The organism is Flavobacterium sp. PLA-DH12 (genome assembly GCF_059511845.1).
On sequence record NZ_JCAMPD010000008.1, the window covers coordinates 1 to 18,657 of the forward strand.

Sequence of the window (18,657 nt, forward strand, 5' to 3'; positions counted from 1 at the left end):
AGAAACGATACTTCTCTAAATAGTTCCTCTCTAATGTACAATCTTGACTATTATTTCTCATCGTAACAAAATTTATTAAATTTAAATTTTGTTACCGAAATATCTAACCTTTACAATTTCGACGAAGGAGAAATCTTCGCGAGAAGCTCGACAAAGATTGGATTATCATTGCGGAGTTACTTGCGAAGATTTCTCCTTCGTCGAAATGACAAAAAATGAGAATAAAACTTTGCGCCTCTGCTCTCGATGACTATCGGGATTGCGAGATTTTTTTAAGCAACGTGAGACGCACAGCAGTGCGTCTCTACAGAAAAACCTTTGTCACTTTGCATCTCTGCACCTTTGAACCTCAAAAACTAAGAAACCGTTCTCTTAATCTTCGAAAGAAACTCGTGAGAAACGCCTAAATACGATGACAAATTCTTATTGTTTATCGAAGTTACTTTTTGCGGGTAACGTTCTTTAAAATCCAAATAACGCTGTTTTGAGGTTTTATGGAGCACATCTAAAAGCCGCTGCTGAATAGCGACATTGGCCCGTTCGATCATTAAGACATGAAACTTAATTAGTTTTGGAATTACAGCAAACAAATACGCTTTCTGCATTTTATTGATAACTACTATTTCGCTGTCTTCTATGGCTTTAATATTGTATGTCGTTGGTTTCTGATGGTAAAAACTTTCCAGATCGCATATCCATTCATTTTCGAATGAGAAAAAAATGACGGTTTCTGTTCCGTTTTCGTTTAGAATGTAGGTTTTGAAAGATCCCTTCAAAATAAATCCCTCATAACTGCTATTGGAGTTCTGAACTTGTAGGAATTGATTTTTCTTCAGTTTAATGAGCTCTGCTTTGGAAACAATAATATTCCATTCTTCATCTGTGAGCGGAATCTTTCGCTCAATGTTGGTTCTTAGTAGGTTGTACATCTTGTGGTTTTTGTGGTTTTTGGTGAGGTTAAATTTGTTTTTTCAACTCATTATTAATTAGGGGCTTAAATTAATGTAATCGATTACGTAAAAATAGACATAAAATACATTTTTGTAAATTTAGAAGTGTTAAAAAAACATATTTCATAGATTTTTTTACGAAAGTTTGAACTTGTTCAACTTTTTTCCTACAAATAATATTGAGTTTTGCGTTGTTAACTTATTAAATAACCAAACTTTAATTATGAACTTAAAATCAACACTTTCAATGTTCGCTGTAACATTGATTTTCGGATTTACGGCATGTAACTCTGAAGAAATCGCTTCAAACACAGAAGCAAGTATTCAACCAACAAACGAAACAGCGATTGATGCTTCTGCAACCAATCCGACTGGTAAAATCGGAAACTGTGCTGAGGTTCCGGGATGGGCTTCTCAAAACGGCGGAACAACTGGTGGCGGTTCTGCTGCTGAAACTACAGTTACCACTTACGCTCAACTAAAATCGGCTGTAGAAAACACGGCTGTAAAAGTGATAAAAGTTTCAGGCACTATTACAGTTACAGCTAGACTGTCTTTTCAGGATCAAACTGGAAAAACTATTTATGGCGCAAGCGGTGCTAAATTAGTTTCTACTGACCAAACTAAAGACGGTTCTGGAATTTTCAATATCAAACGATGCAAAAACATCATCATCAGAAACTTGATTTTTGAAGGCCCTGGCGCTTATGATACTGACGGATGGGATAATGCTGTTTTAGACGAATGTACAAATGTTTGGATAGACCACTGCGAATTTAGAGATGGTGTTGACGGAAACTTCGACATCAAAAACAAATCAGATTATATTTCGGTTACCTACACTAAATTCCATTACCTAAAACCTCCAAAAGCGGGCGGTTCTGGAGGATCAGATGATCATAGATATTCAAATTTAATTGGTTCAAGCGATGGTGCAACTGCTGATCGCGGAAAATTGAGAATCACTTTTGCAAGATGCTGGTGGGCTCCAGGCTGTAGAGAAAGAATGCCAAGAGTTCGTTTTGGACAAGTGCATATTCTAAACAGTTTCTTTAACAGCACCGTAAGCAATAAATGTATTGCTGCAGGATTTGAAGCAAACATTCGCGTAGAAAGCAATGTTTTTGAAGGCGTAAAAAACCCAATCGAATTAATGACTGGTTTTACAGCCGTTACTTCTACGAGCAATATATTTACAAGTGTAACAGGAACTCAAGCTGGAAGCGGAACTGCTTTTACTCCGCCATATTCTATCGTAAAATTGGCTAATACTGCCGTTAAATCTGATATTTCTACAAATGCAGGACCTACTTTAGGCGGTAATGTTTGTGGTTCTTTCTAAAAAGAATCACCATTAAAAATAAGTTATTTTTAGTTTTTAAACCACGAATTGCATTTAGATGTAGTTCGTGGTTTTTATTTTCTTGCCACGAGGACGCGAAGACACTAAGTTTTTTTTAATCTCGCAAAGTCGATAGCTATGCAAGCCGAAGCACAAAGATTTTTCACGCAGATTTAAAAAGATTTAAGCAGATCCAAATAGATATTTATCAAATTAAATCTGCCTGAATCTGCGAAATCTGCGTGAAAAAAAATCATTTTAATCCATTTAATCTGTGGCAAACAAATAGACGCACTGCAGTGCGTCTCTACAGAAAAACCTTTGTCCCTTTGAACCTCTGCTCCTTTGAACCTTCTTAAAGAACTAACTCTTCAAACAAACGCTGAATCGTTTTCTCCAAATCCTGAGTCAATCCAGGATGAGGTCTTGAGGTTTGAATTGCAGAACTTCTAATGGCTGTTAACCATCTAAAACGTTCTGGAATCTCAAATTCGGCAATTGGGCCGCCGTCTCTGGCTCCGTTGGCTATTTTTACTAGCGAAGTCAGGTTACATTCTAACTGTTCGACATCAAAATCGGCAGAAAGGGCTTGTATTTTTTCTTTATTTAAATGAAAAAGAACCTTTATAAATTTGGCTTTTTTGCAAAACAAAATGATTCCGATATTCAGGAATTCTTCGCGCTCTACCCTTGGCACAACGCGAATCACAGCATATTCGTATAAGTGGTTATCTTGCATTTTGCGCCTGATTTACAAATATTTCTGAATTCTCTAATCGTGTTTTTAAAAACTGCAGATACACATTTCGCAATCCTTCTGGAGTTTCGTCTGCGTCTTCCCATTGCAGCCAATCTAGCGGAATTGTATTGACAATTTCTTCCAAAACTTCTGGTGTTAAAATCGCTTTAAATTCAGCATCAACTTCTTTTAAAAGTGACGCCTGAGGCAATAAAACGTGATCTTTTATCAACGCGAATGGACTTTTAGCATGTTGTTCCCAGTTATGCCAAGAATGATGAAAATACAAACATGCACCATGATCGATCAGCCATAATTCTTTATGCCAAATCAGCATATTTGTGTTTCTGAAAGTTCTGTCTACGTTTGTGATATAAGCATCTAGCCAAACAATCTGAGAAGCCAATTTAGCATCTACGGTTGTTACAGCAGGATCAAAAGTAATAGCGCCAGATAAAAAGTGTAACGCTAAGTTTAATCCTTGACTTCCTTGCAGTAAGTCTTGAATTTCCTCATCGGCTTCCGTTCTTCCGAAAGCTTCGTCTAAGTTAGCGAATACTAATTCTGGCAATTGCAGTTTTAAGGCTTTAGCGATTTGTCCGCCCACTAATTCGGCGATTAAGGCTTTTACGCCGTGTCCGGCACCTCTAAATTTTAATACGTATTTAAAGTCGTCATCGGCCTCTGCTAATGCGGGTAAAGAACCGCCTTCGCGCAGTGGCGTTATATATCGCATGACGTTTACCGTTCTGAGATCGAAGTTGTTTTTCATTTTTTTAAGATTCTAAGATGCTAAGAAACTAAGTTGCTAAGTCTCTAATCTTGGATGTTACAAACTTAATGATTTTTGATTTTAGATTTTTCCTTTCACGCAGATTCAAAAAGATTTGAGCAGATCTTGGCAGATTTACTCTCATTTTTTGTCATCCTGAGGAACGAAGGATGACAAAACGTACAACTAATTATCTAATTGACACATTCTCTAATTCTCTAATTCAAGAAAAGCTTTTCCTAAGTACTTAATAATTGTTGAAGCTGTAAAAGACTCAAAACCTGTTTTAGGCAAAGCCAAATCAGCTGTTAATCCGTGGAGGTAGACGCCCATTTTGGAAGCATATTTGGGTTCGTAACCTTGTGCTAAAAGACTTGTGAGCATTCCGGTTAAGGCATCTCCGCTTCCAGCGGTTGCGAGTGCTGCGTTTCCACTTGTGTTTTCGTAAACTGAAGTTCTATTGATGATGTAAGTTGGTGCATCTTTCATAACCACAATGACTTTGTACTTCTCCGAAAAAGCGATCGTTTTTTGGAATTTCTCGGCTTCTGAATTCCACTTTCCTATCAAACGTTCTAATTCTTTTGGATGTGGCGTTAAGATGGTGTCTTCTGGAACTAATTCTAACCAAGATAAGTTTTCTGAGATAATATTCAACGCATCTGCATCTAGAACCAAAGGCGCTTTATTGACTCTTAAAAATTCAAACAAGGCTTTTTGTGTTCCGAGCTCCTTCCCTATTCCAGGTCCAATTCCTACTGCTTGCGGAATTAAAGGCAAATGTATATTGGTTATAAAATTCACGTTTTCATCGGTTGCCACCATTACTTCCGGCATGGAAATTTGAAGTATTTGATAACCGCATTTGGGAACAAAAGCTGTTACGAGTCCACAGCCTGTTTTGAGACAAGATTTTGAAGCCAAAACCGCCGCTCCTATTTTGCCATAACTTCCGGCAATAATCACCGCATGACCTTGTGTTCCTTTATGACTTTGAGGATTTACGGGTTTGTATAATTTCTGAATCTCTTCTTTATTAATTAAATACAGTGATTTCATTTGAATACTTTTATATAATAAAATTACGTAAAAAATCGAAATCCTGATTGTTCTTTTGAAAACGACAGCCTTAGCCCTGATTACTTCACTATATTTTATTTTTTTATTGGAGTTCAGTGAACTTCATTTGCAGCGGCATCGTTTTGCTTTTTTCTTTAAAAAGCAAAAGATATAGCGGATAGCAGGAAATAGCTCCTAATTATTGCGAAATTTATAATTTAAGCTCTTTTAATTTGATATTTTTTGAATAGATTTGCAAAACAATTTTATAAAACAACACAATGAAAAATACTGCGCTTACGCACATACATGAAGGTTTAGGAGCAAAAATGCTTCCTTTTGCTGGTTACAATATGCCTATTACTTATGAAGGGGTTAATGCAGAACACGAAACGGTTCGTAATGGCGTGGGCGTTTTTGACGTTTCGCACATGGGTGAATTTTTGTTAACGGGTCCAAATGCCCTGGCTTTGATTCAGAAAGTGACTTCAAACGATGCTTCTACTTTGACGATCGGAAGAGCACAATATTCTTGTCTTCCAAATAACGAAGGCGGAATTGTTGACGATTTGATTATTTACAAAATGAAAGAGGAAGAGTATTTACTCGTTGTAAATGCTTCTAACATTGAAAAAGACTGGAACTGGATTACTTCTCACAATGATTTAGGAGTTGAAATGAAGAATCTTTCTGACGAATATTCTTTATTGGCAATTCAAGGGCCAAAAGCAGTTGAAGCTATGCAGTCTCTAACTTCTGTAGATTTGTCTGCAATTACATATTACCATTTTGAAGTAGCAGATTTTGCTGGTTTTAGCGATGTTATTATTTCAGCTACAGGTTATACTGGTTCTGGCGGATTTGAGATTTACTGCAAAAATGCAGATGCTGAAGCTATTTGGAACAAAGTCTTTGAAGCTGGAGCTTCTTTTGGCATTAAGCCAATTGGTCTTGCTGCTCGTGATACTTTACGTTTAGAAATGGGATTCTGCCTTTACGGAAATGACATTAACGATACAACTTCTCCGCTTGAAGCTGGTTTAGGATGGATTACAAAATTTACTAAAGATTTTACTAATTCTGAGGCGCTTAAAAAACAAAAAGAAGCAGGTGTTACTAGAAAATTAATTGCTTTTGAAATGCAGGAGCGTGCCGTGCCAAGACACGATTACGAAATTGTTGATGGTTCTGGAGCGGTAATCGGAATTGTAACTTCTGGAACTATGTCTCCTTCTATGAATAAAGGAATTGGTTTAGGATATGTAACCGTTGCAAACAGTGCAGTTGACAGCGATATTTTTATTAGAATCAGAAAAAATGATGTTCCTGCAAAAGTGGTAAAATTACCTTTTTACAAGAAATAAGTTTTTGACTTTATAATTTTAAAGAATGCGTTACGGTTGTAACGCATTTTTTTTGCTTTAAAATAAGCAAATTCAAGTTAAATTATTTGGTTCGCGTTCGTTTAACGATGAAAAACTTTTCGTTGTCGATATTTTGCTAAAAATACTACAATTTGTAAAAAAATTGATGTAACTTTAATCATGAACCCATGAATTTCCATTTATGAAAAAGATTTCACTACTCCTTTTTTTGCTGACATCAACTATATCCATTGGTCAGAACAGCGCAGAAACTTGTGAAATATTAAACAAAATAAATGCGCTTATTCAAGCAGAACACCTAAGACCAAAACCAGTTGATGACAGTTTATCTGTGTTCGTTTTTGACAACTTAATTAACGAACTTGACCCTTCACGCAATATTTTTTTTAAGAGTGAATACGATGACTTAGCTAAGAAATACCGTTACAATTTAGACGATCTGATTCTAAAGAATGATTGCAGTTTTCTTACTGATATAAAGGCAGTGTACATAAATGGCCTTATACGCACAAAAAAAGTCTTAGAAAAAATTCAGACAATCCCTATTGATTACGCTAAGAAAGATACAATCCGTTTTTACAAGAAGTCTTTTGCCTTTTATTTGAAGAAAGAAGACATGGAAAAGGTTTGGATGAAAAAGCTACGCTATCAAATCTTGGACGATATTGCTGAGATGAGCGAGAATTTAGATTCTGTAAAAGCTAATTTTAAATCGATCGAACAAGCTTCTAAAAATCAAATTCTGACGAATGAAATTTGCCGTTTTACAACTTTAATTGACAATACCGGCAAACAAGAAGAAAAATTATACAATTTCTTTTGTACGTATTTTGATCCGCATACCGCTTATTTTAGTGATGACTCTAAAACAAGTTTTGTTGCATCTTTATCCAAAGAGCATTTGTCGCTAGGAATGACGGTAAACCTCAACGAGAAAAACGAAATTATTATTGATGAGGTTGACCCAAACGGACCAGCGTATCAGACAGGGCAAGTAAAAAAAGGCGATCAAATTATTTCAATTTCAAATCAGAAAGAAACGCTTCAGGTTTCGTGCGCTTCGTTAGAGTCTATATCGACCATGATTTTATCTGAAAGCAACAAACATATTACGCTTACCTTAAAACGCAACTCAGGTAAAAGCTTTGATGTTTATATTGAAAAACAAATGATGAAAGATGAAGAAAATTCGGTTTTCAGTTTCATCATTGGTAAAGACAGTAAAATAGGTTATATAAAAATTCCGAGTTTTTATGCAGATCTTGACGGCAATAGCAGAAAAGGATGCGCCGATGACGTTGCGCGTGAGGTTATAAAACTGCAGAGAGATAGCATAAAAGGTCTTGTGATTGACCTTATTGACAATGGCGGCGGTTCTATGGAAGAAGCTATAAAATTGGCAGGAATGTTTGTAGATTATGGTCCGCTGTCGATTGTAATTGACAATAAAAAAGAGAAATCTGTAATTAATGACCCTTTTAAAGGTGTAATTTACAGAGGTCCAATTGTGGTATTAATTAATAGTAATACGGCTTCGGCAAGCGAATTTTTTTCTTCTATAATGCAAGACTATAATCGTGCACTTTTATTAGGAAGCACTACATTAGGAAAAGCAACCATGCAGACTATTCTTCCGCTTGACGAAGAAAAAAATACCGATTTCTTAAAAATAACAATCAATAAATTTTACAGGATTACAGGCAAAAGCCATCAATATATTGGCGTAAAACCAGATGTGGTACTTCCTGAATTTTATGAGGATGTTTACCAGAAAGAAAGCGATTTTCCGACAGCCATAAAAAACGATAGTATCGAACCTTTCCTAAAATACAGAACGTATGTAAAGCGAAATTTAATCGATAAAATTGCCAAGAACAGTTCAGTAAGACTGTCCGACAATTACTTTTTTAACAATATTAAAAAGATTAATCTCAAAATAGATCAACTTGTAAATACTCCAAAAGCTGAAATTCCGTTGACGCTTGATGCTGTTTACAAACAGAAAAAAACATTAGACGCACTTTGGACAGAGATCAATACTTTTAACGATGAAAACAATCCGCTTGATGTGTATAACTCGAGTGTTAATCAGTTTCTTTTAGGAGCTTATCCAAATGATAAAACGATTAACCAATATCAAATGGATAATCTAAAAACCAATCCGTACCTCAACGAAGCTGTAAATATTATTAATGAGTTTAATGGCGGAAGCAAATAGTTTGTTTCAGGTTTCAGGTTTAACCGCATGAGAAGTTTTTTTACCGCAAAGTGCGCAAAGGTTTACGCAGAGAACGCTAAGAAATTTTTAAGTTAATTTACAAAATAAAAGAGTGCGCAAAACTTTATCCCTTTAGCTTTGCGAACTTTGTGTTTATAAGCATAATCTTAAATAAAAAAACTTTGCGAACTTTGCGGTTAAAATCAGCGTAAGCCATTCAACTTGAAACCTGAAACTTGAAACAAAAAAGAACAATTTTGTTTTTGTAAAAAATAGGAAAACCGTATTTTTGCATCACAAAACTAAAAATTAGAAATGGGAAGAGCGTTCGAATTTAGAAAAGGAAGAAAAATGAAACGTTGGTCTGCAATGGCCAAAACATTTACCAGAATTGGTAAAGATATCGTAATGGCTGTTAAAGAAGGCGGACCAAACCCAGACGCCAATTCTAGATTAAGAGCTGTTATACAGAATGCAAAAGCCGCAAACATGCCTAAAGACAATGTGGAGCGCGCTATTAAAAATGCAAGTAATAAAGATACTGCCAACTATAAAGAAATTTTGTTTGAAGGATATGCTCCTCACGGAATTGCAATCTTAATTGAAACTGCTTCTGATAACAATAATAGAACTGTAGCAAACATTCGCAGTTATTTCAACAAATGCAACGGAACAATGGGAACTCAAGGTTCTGTTGAGTTTATGTTTGACCACACTTGTAACTTTAGAATTGCGAAAGATGGTATCGATGCAGAAGAATTAGAATTAGAATTAATTGATTTTGGTGCTGAGGAAGTTTTTGAAGACGAAGACGGAATCTTAATCTACGCTCCTTTTGGAAGCTTTGGTGCTTTACAGAAAGAATTAGAAAACAGAGGTCTTGAAATTTTATCTTCTGGTTTTGAGCGCATTCCGCAAATTACAAAAGAATTAACTGAAGCTCAAATCGCTGATGTTGAGAAATTAATCGAGAAAATCGAAGAAGATGATGATGTTATGAACGTTTATCATACCATGAAGGAAGAATAGTCTTTCTATAAAAATATATTTTAAAAAAGCTCTGGATTTTTCTGGAGCTTTTTTGTTTTAGAGAATTTCCCCTTAATTCTAATAAAAAATTATATTTGTTATTTATAGAAATAAACTAATTTAAATCTCGATTTATGCAATCATCAAAATTTATGAAATTTGCTGTAATAGCGCTTGTAATCTTATTTATTGTGATTAGTGTTATTAGCTAAAAAAATAGAAGTCTTTTGATTTTCAGAAGACTTTTTTATTTGTTTGCATTATAAAATTCTCAAGGCCAACACAAAATGAAAGAGAAAATTGTTTTTCATGGTTTTATATTAATAATTTTTCTCATTTTCCTTCAGAGAATTGTCATTAATGTAATCTATACAAACGAAAATAATCTTGGCGAAGGCAAAATTTATGACAGTAGCTCTTACAAGAGAGCCGCTAATTCTGCCAGAACATATTCTTATTCCATTATAGGTAAAGACGGAATAAAATATGAAGATAGTGGCAACAGCGATACCAATCAATATGGTTTTTTAATTGGAGATCAAGTTGTGTTTAGAAAACTTCACAATGGCGATTCAAAAGCTGTCCGTATGATAAAACGAAATGGAGAACAAGTCCGGAATTATTATGGCTTTGTAGATTACGCCAGTTTTATTTCTGTAATACTTATAGTTCTTGGCTATATTTATATCCCTAAACTGCTGAAAACTTAAAGCCAAATTCTCTGAGCTAATTATGACCAAAATTTCAATTATAAAAAAAATACAATTAGGTGGCGGAAGATCGCTTCCAATTGAAAGTCCTGATTCTGAAGTACATTTTAATTTCTACTGCGGAAACGGACGAATAAAACATGAAGCTATTATTTCTTTTAAAACCTCTAATTTCTTAAGTTCATTAATCAAAACTGGCGTGATAACCAATCAGGAATTAGCCCAAAACAATATTGTTAAGTTAGAATATTTAGAAGATCCCAATACAGCGATTTCATTTAGATATCAAATTTGTAATTTTAAAGATTGCCAGAACACTTACCTTTTAATTTTTGATATTCATGAAAATAGAGGTTATTATGGCTTTTATATATATATGGAGTTTTACAGATAGATAATAATTCTTTATAAAAATAATTCTACTTATAAATCATTCGAGAAATCATTATTCGCGTAATAATAGTTTTTAAAAAACAGAAGCAAATCTTCTGTATCAATTGAAGATTTATTTTTGTTTAATGTAGTGCTAATAATGTCATTGTCTTCATTTTTTTCGATTTTCCAAATATCGTCTTCATTAACCAATAATAGAAAAATCCATTCGTTGCAGTATTTAGAACAAAAGGTTATTCTTTCCTTTCCGTCTCTCTTTTTTTGTCTAAATGAACAAAACCTGTAAATCCAATTAATAAAAACTTTTCTTTTATTGTCATATTACCGTGTAAATATTTAGGAGATCAAAACTAAAATAAACTCGGTTAAGATTATTATTTGAACTCATTTTAAACTAAGCTTAGATCAAACTAAAGATAACATTTAGATTATATTTGCAACACCCCAAATAAATTTAAACTTAAAAATGCAAACATCAAAAATCACCCGAATTGCTGTCGTAGTATTAGTTCTTTTGTTCTTAGTATTAAGCGTAATCAGCTGCAGTACACACAGTCACACTTACACACCTGCTCCATCAGGTAAAAAAATACCGCCAGGACAAGCTAAAAAAATGAATGGAGATAAAAGCGCTAAAGCGTATGCTCCTGGCCAGCAGAAAAAAAGATAATTACAGTCAAGCCTTCCAAAATATGGAGGGCTTTTTTATAAACAGTTATTTTTTTCCAGCCGAATTAATGACCTTAATCAAATAAGTCCCTTCAGGCAAATCGGTTATATTAGAAACATTAGCACTCATTATTTGTTTTCCTTGCGAAAAAACCTCAATAGTTTTAATGCTTTTATTGGTTTCTGCTGGAGCGTTGACAGGTGCAGAAGCTTTTACAGGTGTAGCAGCTGCTTTTTTAGGTACATTTACAGTATTAGTAGCCACAGCAACTGCTTGAGATACTGAAGAAATGCTTGGTTTTGAGCTATTATATGCTTCCCTCACTTGTTCGTCTGTCATAGCAACGCTATATAATCTTAAATCATCGATATCTGCATTAATACTCGTTGAAGTGTTTAATTTTCCGAGATTTAAAATATAGCCCTTTGCTGAACGCTGAATTCTTTCTACAGATTTTAGCAATTCGCCATTACGATAAATTTTTGATACATTTCCATCATAAGTGACACTATACATATACCATGTCTCTTTTACTAATGGCACTGAAACTATTACATTATTTGTGTCTCCCCAACCCACTAAACTTAAATCTGCACTGCCACCAGCTACTGGCTGATGCACCAAACCAAAATATTGTCCATTTACCGCCGCACCGTATCCTAAGATGTAATTCGGAATATTGACTGCATTAAATTTTACCCAAATAGATATTGTTTTTGGTTTATTATCCTGAGGAAGCTCTCCAACCACTGCCTGATAAGCTTTGTTTGCAAGTCGTAAAGCACTTTTAGGATTTCCCGATCTGTCGTTTACAAAAACTGGAGTACCCAAAAAAGAAATGGTGTTATCGGCACTGTTTAAATTTCCGTTGAAATTAAATTCTTGCACCGGATTTTGCGCATTAGCAGTTAAAAAATTTACAAACATTAAAGTGAGTAATATTTTTTTCATAATTATAGCTTTTATCAGAATAGTTTTGGGTTAAGGCAAATAGTATTTGATTGTAAAATTTAAACGATTAAGATTTTACAATTTTAAAATTTCGTTTATTATTTTTAAAAAATTTGTTAAAACTATAATTAAAATTCAGCATATCCAAACCATTCCTACATAGAAATACATAATTCTCACAAAAATACTTTTATAGTTCAAATACCATTTTTTCAAACTGTTTTTAAACTCAATTTAATTTATCTGCAGTAATTGAAACATTCAAAACACTAATTTTTTATAATTCTATCTTACATTACATTTTTATTTCTAACTTTAATATTATAAGCTGTAAATCAAAGAAATAAACTTAAATATGAAGAAAACTATATTTCTATTTTTTCTTTTATTTTTCTTAAAAATCAGTGCACAGGTTTCTGATACTCTTGTCTTAAAAAACAATGATATCATCGTTGGCGAAATAAAAACAATGAACAAAGGCATATTACAAATAGAAACCGATTACAGCAAAGAGGATTTTAAATTAGAATGGAAACATGTTAAAAATATTAGTTCAGATCGAATTTATATTATCAATCTTTCTAACGGAAATTTACTAAACGGAAAAATCGTCAAAATTGAAACTCCCGGCAAATGTGAAATAACCAATATTGAAACACAAACCAAAAGCATCGCTGATCTCACTGATATTGTACGCATTAAGCCTGTTGACGAAAGCTTTTGGGGAAGGCTTGATGCTAGCTTTGATGCAGGAATCAAATTAACCAAAGCACAAAGTTTACAGCAATTGACAATAAATGTAAATTTAGGCTACACTGCTAAAAAATGGTACGGCACTGCAACCTACAAACAAATTCAATCTATACAAGATGATAGCGATCCTATACGAAGAATTGACACCGATGTCAGCTATATCCATTTACTGCCCAAAGACTATTTTATTCCACTATCTGTTGTAACTTTAAAAAATACAGAACAAGATATTGATCTTCGAGTTGTCTCAAAAGCAGGTTACGGAAAATACCTTATGCATAGCAATAAAAAATACTGGGGAATTGCTTCCGGATTGTCTTTTAACCACGAGCGTTTTACTGAAACTACAGCGCCTAATAAAAGTTTGGAGTTATTTCTAGGAAGTGACCTTAACTTGTATGATATTGGAGATTTTAGCATTCAGTCTAAAGTGAATTTTTTTCCGAGTTTAACAGAAAGCAAAAGAATTCGTGCCGATTTTTCTGTAGATACCAAATATGATTTACCGTTAGATTTCTTCATTAAACTTTCGTTTGTTTATAACTATGATAACAAACCAAAACCTGGCGCATCAAAAGATGATTATGTATTTCAGACTACTTTTGGATGGAAATTAGACTAAAAAAAAGCCTTCTGAATACAGAAAGCTTTCATTACTATTCCAAAAACCCAATTGCATGCGCAATAAAAAACTAACTAACATTTAAAAAGTAAACTAAAAAACCATTTATTTTGAAGTAATTTTTTTCGATGGAGTACTTGTAATTTTTAATAAATAAGTCCCTTCTGGAAGATCGCTTAAATTCGTTGCATTACTTCCCACTATTTTTTGCCCTTGCGAATAAACTTCGATGCTTTTTGCTGTTCCGTTAACATCGCCCGAAGTAATTATTGTTTGATTTGGTTTTGCTTTTATTGCAGTTTTTGTCGTCTTCGCCTCTGCAGCCACTGCAATTAAATTAGATGCTTTCTCGTTCTCATATAACTGACTTACCTGATCTGGAGTCAAAGCTACATTATAGATCTTCAAATCGTCAATATCTGCATTAATTCCCACCGTCGTATTGATTTCGCCCAATCTAAAAATATTTCCATTAGTAGATCTTACCATACCTTCCAAGTACTTTAATAATTTACCATCACGATATATTTTAGAAGTCGTACCTTCATAAGTAATAGTATAATTGTACCATACGTTCTTTTCAAGCGGTGTAGAGACAATTACATCATTAGAAGCGCCCCAAGCAGCCAAACTCAAATCAGAGTTAGAAGAGGTTGTTCCTTGTTGTAATAAACCGCAATATTGTGCATTAAGAGGATTTCCGTAACCCCAAACATAGTTTGGATTCGAAATATCATTGAATTTAACCCAAATGCTAATTGTTCTTGAGCTCTTTCCTTGAGGCAGATCATCGATTACAGCTTCTAAAGCTTTATTATTTAATCGTTGAGCTCCTCTTACAACTCCTGCTCTGTCAGCCACGAAATTGTTGGTTCCGATAAATGAGATGGTGTTTGCTGTATTGTTTAAAGTTCCGTTAAAGTTAAATTCCTGAATCGGTGTTTGCGCATTCACATTCAAAAAACTTACAAACAATACTGCTAGTAGTAATTTTTTCATAATAGTAGATTTTAGGGATTAAACAACTTATGTTATTTTAACACCTCTAAACTAGATTATTATGATTTTGAGCGGAAATATTTCCGACAACTGACCTAAATACTCGTTAAAGTAACACTTTTCAACAATTTTATCAACAAAAAACTTTTACACAAACTCATAAAAACTATTAAATTATTAAATTAAAATCATTGAAAATCATAATTTCCTACGTATAAATACGGTATACTCAACAATACTATAAATTATACTTTTTGAATCGTTTAGTATTTCATGGAAATTTGCTCCAAAAAAAAACTCCATTCGAAAATTACGAATGGAGTTTAAATATTTTTAAAAGTACTTTATTACTTTACAAATTCAATTTTTTGTGCTTCTTCTTCGTTAACACTATCAAAGAAACCTTGTTCATTCATCCAATCATCGCTGAATACTTTACTCATGTAACGAGAACCGTGATCTGGGAAAATAGCAATAATATTACTGTCTTTTGTAAATTCGCCTTCTTCAGCATATTGCTTAATAGCTTGCATTACTGCTCCAGAAGTATACCCAACAAATAAACCTTCTTTTCTAGTAATCTCTCTTGCAGAGTGAGCACTTTCTTCGTCGGTTACTTTCATGAATTTATCAATAATATCAAAATCTGTAGCTGACGGGATTAAGTTTTTACCTAAACCTTCTATACGGTATGGATAAATTTCTTTGCTGTCAAACTCTTTTGTCTCGTGGTATTTCTTCAATACAGAACCAAAAGCATCAACTCCTAGAATTCTAATATTTGGATTTTTTTCTTTTAAGAATTTTGCAGTTCCAGAGATAGTTCCTCCTGTTCCGCTGCAAGCAACTAAGTGCGTAATTTGTCCTTTTGTCTGTTCCCAAATCTCAGGACCTGTAGTGTTGTAGTGGGCATCAATATTTAGCTGATTAAAATATTGATTAATATAGACTGACCCTTTAGTCTCTTCGTGCAAACGTTTGGCTACATTATAATAAGATCTTTCATCATCTGCAGAAACGTGAGCCGGACAGACATACACTTTGGCGCCTAAACTTCTCAACATGTCAATTTTATCCTTAGATGATTTTGAACTTACGGCCAAAATACAATTGTAACCTTTAATAATGCTTACCATTGCTAAACTAAATCCTGTATTACCAGAGGTAGTTTCGATAATGGTATCTCCTGGAGATAGAATTCCTTTTCTCTCGGCTTCTTCAATAATATATAACGCTATTCTATCTTTTGAGGAATGACCTGGGTTGAAAGCTTCTACCTTTGCGTAGAAATTTCCTTCTAACTCTTCGGTAATTTTATTTAGCTTAATAAGGGGGGTGTTTCCTATTAACTCTAAAACATTATTATAAGCAGTTATTTCTTCTTTCATAAAAAAATAGTTAATCAAAGGCCTTTTCAAATTAACCTTGATAGGTTGCAAATTTAACAAAAAATTTCTAATTAGCTTTTAATTTTTTCTAAATCTAATAAAAAACTAAATTCTTTTGCTAAGTCTTTTAAAGCCTCAAAACGTCCCGAAGCCCCACCATGACCTGCATCCATATTGGTATCTAAAAACAAAAGCTTATTATTTGTTTTTAAATCTCTCAATTTTGCAACCCATTTAGCTGGCTCCCAATACTGTACCTGCGAATCGTGTAATCCGGTAGAAACATACATATTAGGATATTCTTGTGCTTTTACATTATCGTAAGGTGAGTACGACAACATATAATCATAATACTTTTTATTGTTTGGGTTTCCCCATTCGTCATACTCTCCAGTTGTAAGCGGAATACTGTCATCCAACATTGTAGTAATTACATCTACAAAAGGCACCTGAGCGATAACGCCATTATACAATTCAGGAGCTTCATTTACGATTACTCCCATTAAAAGTCCGCCAGCAGACCCTCCTTCTGCATACAAATGTTCAGGAGAAGTATACTTTTGGTCTATTACAAATTTAGAGCAATCAATGAAATCTGTAAAGGTATTTTTCTTTTTTAACAGTTTTCCGTCTTCATACCATTGCCTTCCTAAGTCCTCACCTCCTCTAATATGAGCTATTGCATACACAAATCCGCGGTCTAAGAGCGATAATCTTGTTGAAGAAAAATAGGTATCCATCGTAATTCCGTACGAACCGTATGCGTAAAGCAACAACGGACTTTTACCATTTTTCTCTAATCCTTTTCTATAAACCATAGAAATAGGCACTTTTACTCCATCTCTTGCTGTTGCCCAAACTCGTTCTTCTATATAATTGTCTTTATCAAATTTTCCACCTAAAACCTCTTGCTCTTTCAAGATTTCTTTGGTTTTAGTCTTCATATTAAAATCAATCACAGAAGATGGCGTTGCCAATGATTGGTAACTGTAACGCAAAATATCAGTATCAAAATCAACATTTGTTGTTGTATAGGCATTGTACGTTTCGCTGCCAAAAGGAAGATAATAATCTGGCTCCTCATTCCAAGGCATAATTCTAATATGATTCAATCCATTAGAACGTTCTTCTACAACTAAATAGTTTTTAAATATCTCAATATCTTCCAACAAAACATCTTCTCTGTGCGGAATAAGATCCACCCAGTTTTTCTTTCCTGTTTTGTCTTCTGGCGTTTTCATTAACTTAAAATTCGTCGCCTTATCTTTATTGGTCAGAATATAAAACGAATCTTCGTAATGAGAAATACTGTATTCTAATCCGCGAACGCGTGGCTGAAAAACAGTAAATTCTCCTTCTGGATTACTAGAATTCAAGATTCTATATTCAGTTGTCAAAGTACTTCCAGAACCAATAACAATGTATTTTCTTGATTTTTCTTTGCTGATAGACACATTAAAAGTATCATCAACTTCATCATAAACTAAAACATCATTATCTGAAGTTGTATTTAATTTATGCCTGAAAACTTTATCAGCTCTTAATGTTACTTGGTCTTGTCTAACATAAAAAACAGTCTTGTTATCATTTGCCCAAACAGAAGCTCCTGTAACATTTTCTATTTTATCAGCTAAAATTTCACCTGTTTCTAAATTTTTAAATTGAATTGTATATATTCTTCTTCCGACAATATCTACTCCAAAACTGGCAAATTTATTATCTGGACTAATGCTTAAACCTCCCAATTTAAAATAAGCATGTCCTTTTGCCATTTCGTTGCAGTTAAAAAGAATTTCTTCTTCTGCAGAAAGGCTTCCTTTTTTTCTGGCAAAAATTGGATAATCCTGACCAGTTTCAAAACGTGTGATATAAAAATAGCCGTTGTAGAAATAAGGAACAGAAGAATCGTCTTCTTTAATCCTTGCTTTCATTTCTTCAAACAGACTATCTTTTAATTTTTGGGTATGAGAAGTCATGCTTTCGTAATAAGCATTCTCCTTATTTAGATAATCAATTACTTCTGAATTCTCTCTGTCATTAAGCCAGAAATAGTTGTCAATTCTAGCTTCTTTATGTTTTTTTAATGTCTTTGGAATTATTTTAGCCTTTGGAGCCGATATATCATTTTGCATTTATTAAGCATTAATTTTTTAATATGAAGACGCAAAAATAGCACAAACCCAACAGAACAAAATTAATTTTTTCATAAAATATTCTATTGAATTAACACAGCAATATAGTAATTTTGTCTGAAATAATTTAAAAAATCAACAAAAATGGATTTAATGGGAATGATGGGTAAACTTAAAGAAACCCAGCAAAAAATTGAAGATACCAAAAAGCGTTTAGATACTGTTTTGATTGATGAACAAAGCGCTGACGGATTATTAAAAGTTACTATTACAGCTAGTAGAAAAATAAAATCACTTTCTATTGATGATTCTCTTTTAGAAGATAAAGAACAATTAGAAGATTACTTAATTGTAACGTTAAATAAAGCAATAGAAAAAGCAACTAGTGTAAACGAAAGAGAATTAGACGCTGTGGCAAGAATGGATATGCCGTCTATTCCTGGAATGGATAATTTGTTTAAATAAGTTTGGCTAAGGTTCTAAGTTTTATTTTTTTGATAAAAAAAAGAGGATGTATTAACATCCTCTTTTTTTTAAAGCTTTAT

Annotated in this window: 17 protein-coding genes; 9 read left to right on the plus strand and 8 right to left on the minus strand. The window is 33.6% G+C overall.

What is annotated here, in order from left to right; genetic code table 11:
- Nucleotides 1–356 precede the first annotated feature (356 nt).
- Nucleotides 357–929, minus strand: a complete 573-nt coding sequence (locus tag AC5ZCW_RS15840; protein ID WP_343543551.1) for a Crp/Fnr family transcriptional regulator — start codon at nucleotides 927–929, stop codon at nucleotides 357–359.
- A 244-nt stretch (nucleotides 930–1,173) separates the two neighbouring features.
- Between AC5ZCW_RS15840 and AC5ZCW_RS15845 the strand changes: the two genes are divergently transcribed.
- Nucleotides 1,174–2,292, plus strand: a complete 1,119-nt coding sequence (locus tag AC5ZCW_RS15845; RefSeq protein WP_496120797.1) for a pectate lyase family protein — start codon at nucleotides 1,174–1,176, stop codon at nucleotides 2,290–2,292.
- A 355-nt stretch (nucleotides 2,293–2,647) separates the two neighbouring features.
- Here AC5ZCW_RS15845 and AC5ZCW_RS15850 read toward each other — a convergent pair whose 3' ends face one another.
- The 3 genes from AC5ZCW_RS15850 to AC5ZCW_RS15860 all read right to left on the minus strand — a co-directional run bounded on the left by AC5ZCW_RS15850 (nucleotide 2,648) and on the right by AC5ZCW_RS15860 (nucleotide 4,862).
- Nucleotides 2,648–3,031: a DUF3037 domain-containing protein gene (locus AC5ZCW_RS15850; protein WP_496120798.1), complete on the minus strand. Its 384-nt coding sequence runs from the start codon at nucleotides 3,029–3,031 to the stop codon at nucleotides 2,648–2,650.
- Nucleotides 3,021–3,803, minus strand: coding sequence for a HipA family kinase (locus AC5ZCW_RS15855; RefSeq protein ID WP_177210125.1), 783 nt, complete (start codon nucleotides 3,801–3,803; stop codon nucleotides 3,021–3,023). Before AC5ZCW_RS15855 ends, AC5ZCW_RS15850 begins: the two co-directional genes overlap by 11 nt.
- A 210-nt stretch (nucleotides 3,804–4,013) precedes the next feature.
- Nucleotides 4,014–4,862, minus strand: coding sequence for an NAD(P)H-hydrate dehydratase (locus tag AC5ZCW_RS15860; RefSeq protein WP_496120799.1), 849 nt, complete (start codon nucleotides 4,860–4,862; stop codon nucleotides 4,014–4,016).
- Nucleotides 4,863–5,143: 281 nt separating this feature from the next.
- Between AC5ZCW_RS15860 and gcvT the strand changes: the two genes are divergently transcribed.
- The 6 genes from gcvT to AC5ZCW_RS15890 all read left to right on the plus strand — a co-directional run bounded on the left by gcvT (nucleotide 5,144) and on the right by AC5ZCW_RS15890 (nucleotide 11,267).
- A complete protein-coding gene (gene gcvT, locus AC5ZCW_RS15865; RefSeq protein ID WP_496120800.1) occupies nucleotides 5,144–6,226 on the plus strand; it encodes a glycine cleavage system aminomethyltransferase GcvT in 1,083 nt (360 codons plus the stop codon).
- Nucleotides 6,227–6,428: 202 nt separating this feature from the next.
- Nucleotides 6,429–8,465 (plus strand): S41 family peptidase, encoded by a 2,037-nt coding sequence (locus tag AC5ZCW_RS15870; protein ID WP_496120801.1) that lies wholly within the window; start codon nucleotides 6,429–6,431, stop codon nucleotides 8,463–8,465.
- A 315-nt stretch (nucleotides 8,466–8,780) separates the two neighbouring features.
- The gene (locus tag AC5ZCW_RS15875; protein WP_012024626.1) at nucleotides 8,781–9,494 is read left to right on the plus strand and encodes a YebC/PmpR family DNA-binding transcriptional regulator; all 714 of its coding nucleotides are present in this window, start codon (nucleotides 8,781–8,783) and stop codon (nucleotides 9,492–9,494) included.
- A gap of 287 nt (nucleotides 9,495–9,781) precedes the next feature.
- Nucleotides 9,782–10,204, plus strand: a complete 423-nt coding sequence (locus AC5ZCW_RS15880) for a hypothetical protein (RefSeq protein ID WP_496120802.1) — start codon at nucleotides 9,782–9,784, stop codon at nucleotides 10,202–10,204.
- 22 nt (nucleotides 10,205–10,226) lie between these two features.
- A complete protein-coding gene (locus AC5ZCW_RS15885) occupies nucleotides 10,227–10,598 on the plus strand; it encodes a hypothetical protein (RefSeq protein WP_496120803.1) in 372 nt (123 codons plus the stop codon).
- 465 nt (nucleotides 10,599–11,063) lie between these two features.
- Nucleotides 11,064–11,267, plus strand: a complete 204-nt coding sequence (locus AC5ZCW_RS15890) for a hypothetical protein (RefSeq protein WP_496120804.1) — start codon at nucleotides 11,064–11,066, stop codon at nucleotides 11,265–11,267.
- A 45-nt stretch (nucleotides 11,268–11,312) separates the two neighbouring features.
- Here the strand turns inward: AC5ZCW_RS15890 and AC5ZCW_RS15895 are convergent, their stop codons facing one another.
- Nucleotides 11,313–12,218, minus strand: coding sequence for a LamG domain-containing protein (locus AC5ZCW_RS15895; RefSeq protein WP_496120805.1), 906 nt, complete (start codon nucleotides 12,216–12,218; stop codon nucleotides 11,313–11,315).
- 355 nt (nucleotides 12,219–12,573) lie between these two features.
- Here AC5ZCW_RS15895 and AC5ZCW_RS15900 point away from each other — a divergent pair, with 355 nt between their 5' ends.
- A complete protein-coding gene (locus AC5ZCW_RS15900; protein WP_496120806.1) occupies nucleotides 12,574–13,593 on the plus strand; it encodes a DUF481 domain-containing protein in 1,020 nt (339 codons plus the stop codon).
- Between the two features lie 105 nt (nucleotides 13,594–13,698).
- Here AC5ZCW_RS15900 and AC5ZCW_RS15905 read toward each other — a convergent pair whose 3' ends face one another.
- The 3 genes from AC5ZCW_RS15905 to AC5ZCW_RS15915 form a co-directional block, all read right to left on the minus strand.
- Nucleotides 13,699–14,592, minus strand: coding sequence for a LamG domain-containing protein (locus tag AC5ZCW_RS15905; protein ID WP_496120807.1), 894 nt, complete (start codon nucleotides 14,590–14,592; stop codon nucleotides 13,699–13,701).
- A gap of 347 nt (nucleotides 14,593–14,939) precedes the next feature.
- Entirely contained in the window at nucleotides 14,940–15,980 is a 1,041-nt protein-coding gene (gene capA, locus AC5ZCW_RS15910; protein ID WP_008462690.1) for a cysteate synthase, read from the minus strand.
- Nucleotides 15,981–16,051: 71 nt separating this feature from the next.
- Nucleotides 16,052–18,112, minus strand: a complete 2,061-nt coding sequence (locus tag AC5ZCW_RS15915; protein ID WP_496120808.1) for a S9 family peptidase — start codon at nucleotides 18,110–18,112, stop codon at nucleotides 16,052–16,054.
- A 144-nt stretch (nucleotides 18,113–18,256) separates the two neighbouring features.
- Here AC5ZCW_RS15915 and AC5ZCW_RS15920 point away from each other — a divergent pair, with 144 nt between their 5' ends.
- Nucleotides 18,257–18,577 (plus strand): YbaB/EbfC family nucleoid-associated protein, encoded by a 321-nt coding sequence (locus AC5ZCW_RS15920; RefSeq protein ID WP_008462685.1) that lies wholly within the window; start codon nucleotides 18,257–18,259, stop codon nucleotides 18,575–18,577.
- The last annotated feature ends 80 nt before the right edge of the window (nucleotides 18,578–18,657 follow it).

Excerpts from the sequence above, each read along its gene's own strand:
- AC5ZCW_RS15840 (WP_343543551.1), bottom strand. The coding sequence starts at position 929 with ATGTACAACCTACTAAGAACCAACATTGAGCGAAAGATTCCGCTCACA.
- AC5ZCW_RS15845 (WP_496120797.1), top strand. The coding sequence starts at position 1,174 with ATGAACTTAAAATCAACACTTTCAATGTTCGCTGTAACATTGATTTTC.
- AC5ZCW_RS15850 (WP_496120798.1), bottom strand. The coding sequence starts at position 3,031 with ATGCAAGATAACCACTTATACGAATATGCTGTGATTCGCGTTGTGCCA.
- AC5ZCW_RS15855 (WP_177210125.1), bottom strand. The coding sequence starts at position 3,803 with ATGAAAAACAACTTCGATCTCAGAACGGTAAACGTCATGCGATATATA.
- AC5ZCW_RS15860 (WP_496120799.1), bottom strand. The coding sequence starts at position 4,862 with ATGAAATCACTGTATTTAATTAATAAAGAAGAGATTCAGAAATTATAC.
- gcvT (WP_496120800.1), top strand. The coding sequence starts at position 5,144 with ATGAAAAATACTGCGCTTACGCACATACATGAAGGTTTAGGAGCAAAA.
- AC5ZCW_RS15870 (WP_496120801.1), top strand. The coding sequence starts at position 6,429 with ATGAAAAAGATTTCACTACTCCTTTTTTTGCTGACATCAACTATATCC.
- AC5ZCW_RS15875 (WP_012024626.1), top strand. The coding sequence starts at position 8,781 with ATGGGAAGAGCGTTCGAATTTAGAAAAGGAAGAAAAATGAAACGTTGG.
- AC5ZCW_RS15880 (WP_496120802.1), top strand. The coding sequence starts at position 9,782 with ATGAAAGAGAAAATTGTTTTTCATGGTTTTATATTAATAATTTTTCTC.
- AC5ZCW_RS15885 (WP_496120803.1), top strand. The coding sequence starts at position 10,227 with ATGACCAAAATTTCAATTATAAAAAAAATACAATTAGGTGGCGGAAGA.
- AC5ZCW_RS15890 (WP_496120804.1), top strand. The coding sequence starts at position 11,064 with ATGCAAACATCAAAAATCACCCGAATTGCTGTCGTAGTATTAGTTCTT.
- AC5ZCW_RS15895 (WP_496120805.1), bottom strand. The coding sequence starts at position 12,218 with ATGAAAAAAATATTACTCACTTTAATGTTTGTAAATTTTTTAACTGCT.
- AC5ZCW_RS15900 (WP_496120806.1), top strand. The coding sequence starts at position 12,574 with ATGAAGAAAACTATATTTCTATTTTTTCTTTTATTTTTCTTAAAAATC.
- AC5ZCW_RS15905 (WP_496120807.1), bottom strand. The coding sequence starts at position 14,592 with ATGAAAAAATTACTACTAGCAGTATTGTTTGTAAGTTTTTTGAATGTG.
- capA (WP_008462690.1), bottom strand. The coding sequence starts at position 15,980 with ATGAAAGAAGAAATAACTGCTTATAATAATGTTTTAGAGTTAATAGGA.
- AC5ZCW_RS15915 (WP_496120808.1), bottom strand. The coding sequence starts at position 18,112 with ATGCAAAATGATATATCGGCTCCAAAGGCTAAAATAATTCCAAAGACA.
- AC5ZCW_RS15920 (WP_008462685.1), top strand. The coding sequence starts at position 18,257 with ATGGATTTAATGGGAATGATGGGTAAACTTAAAGAAACCCAGCAAAAA.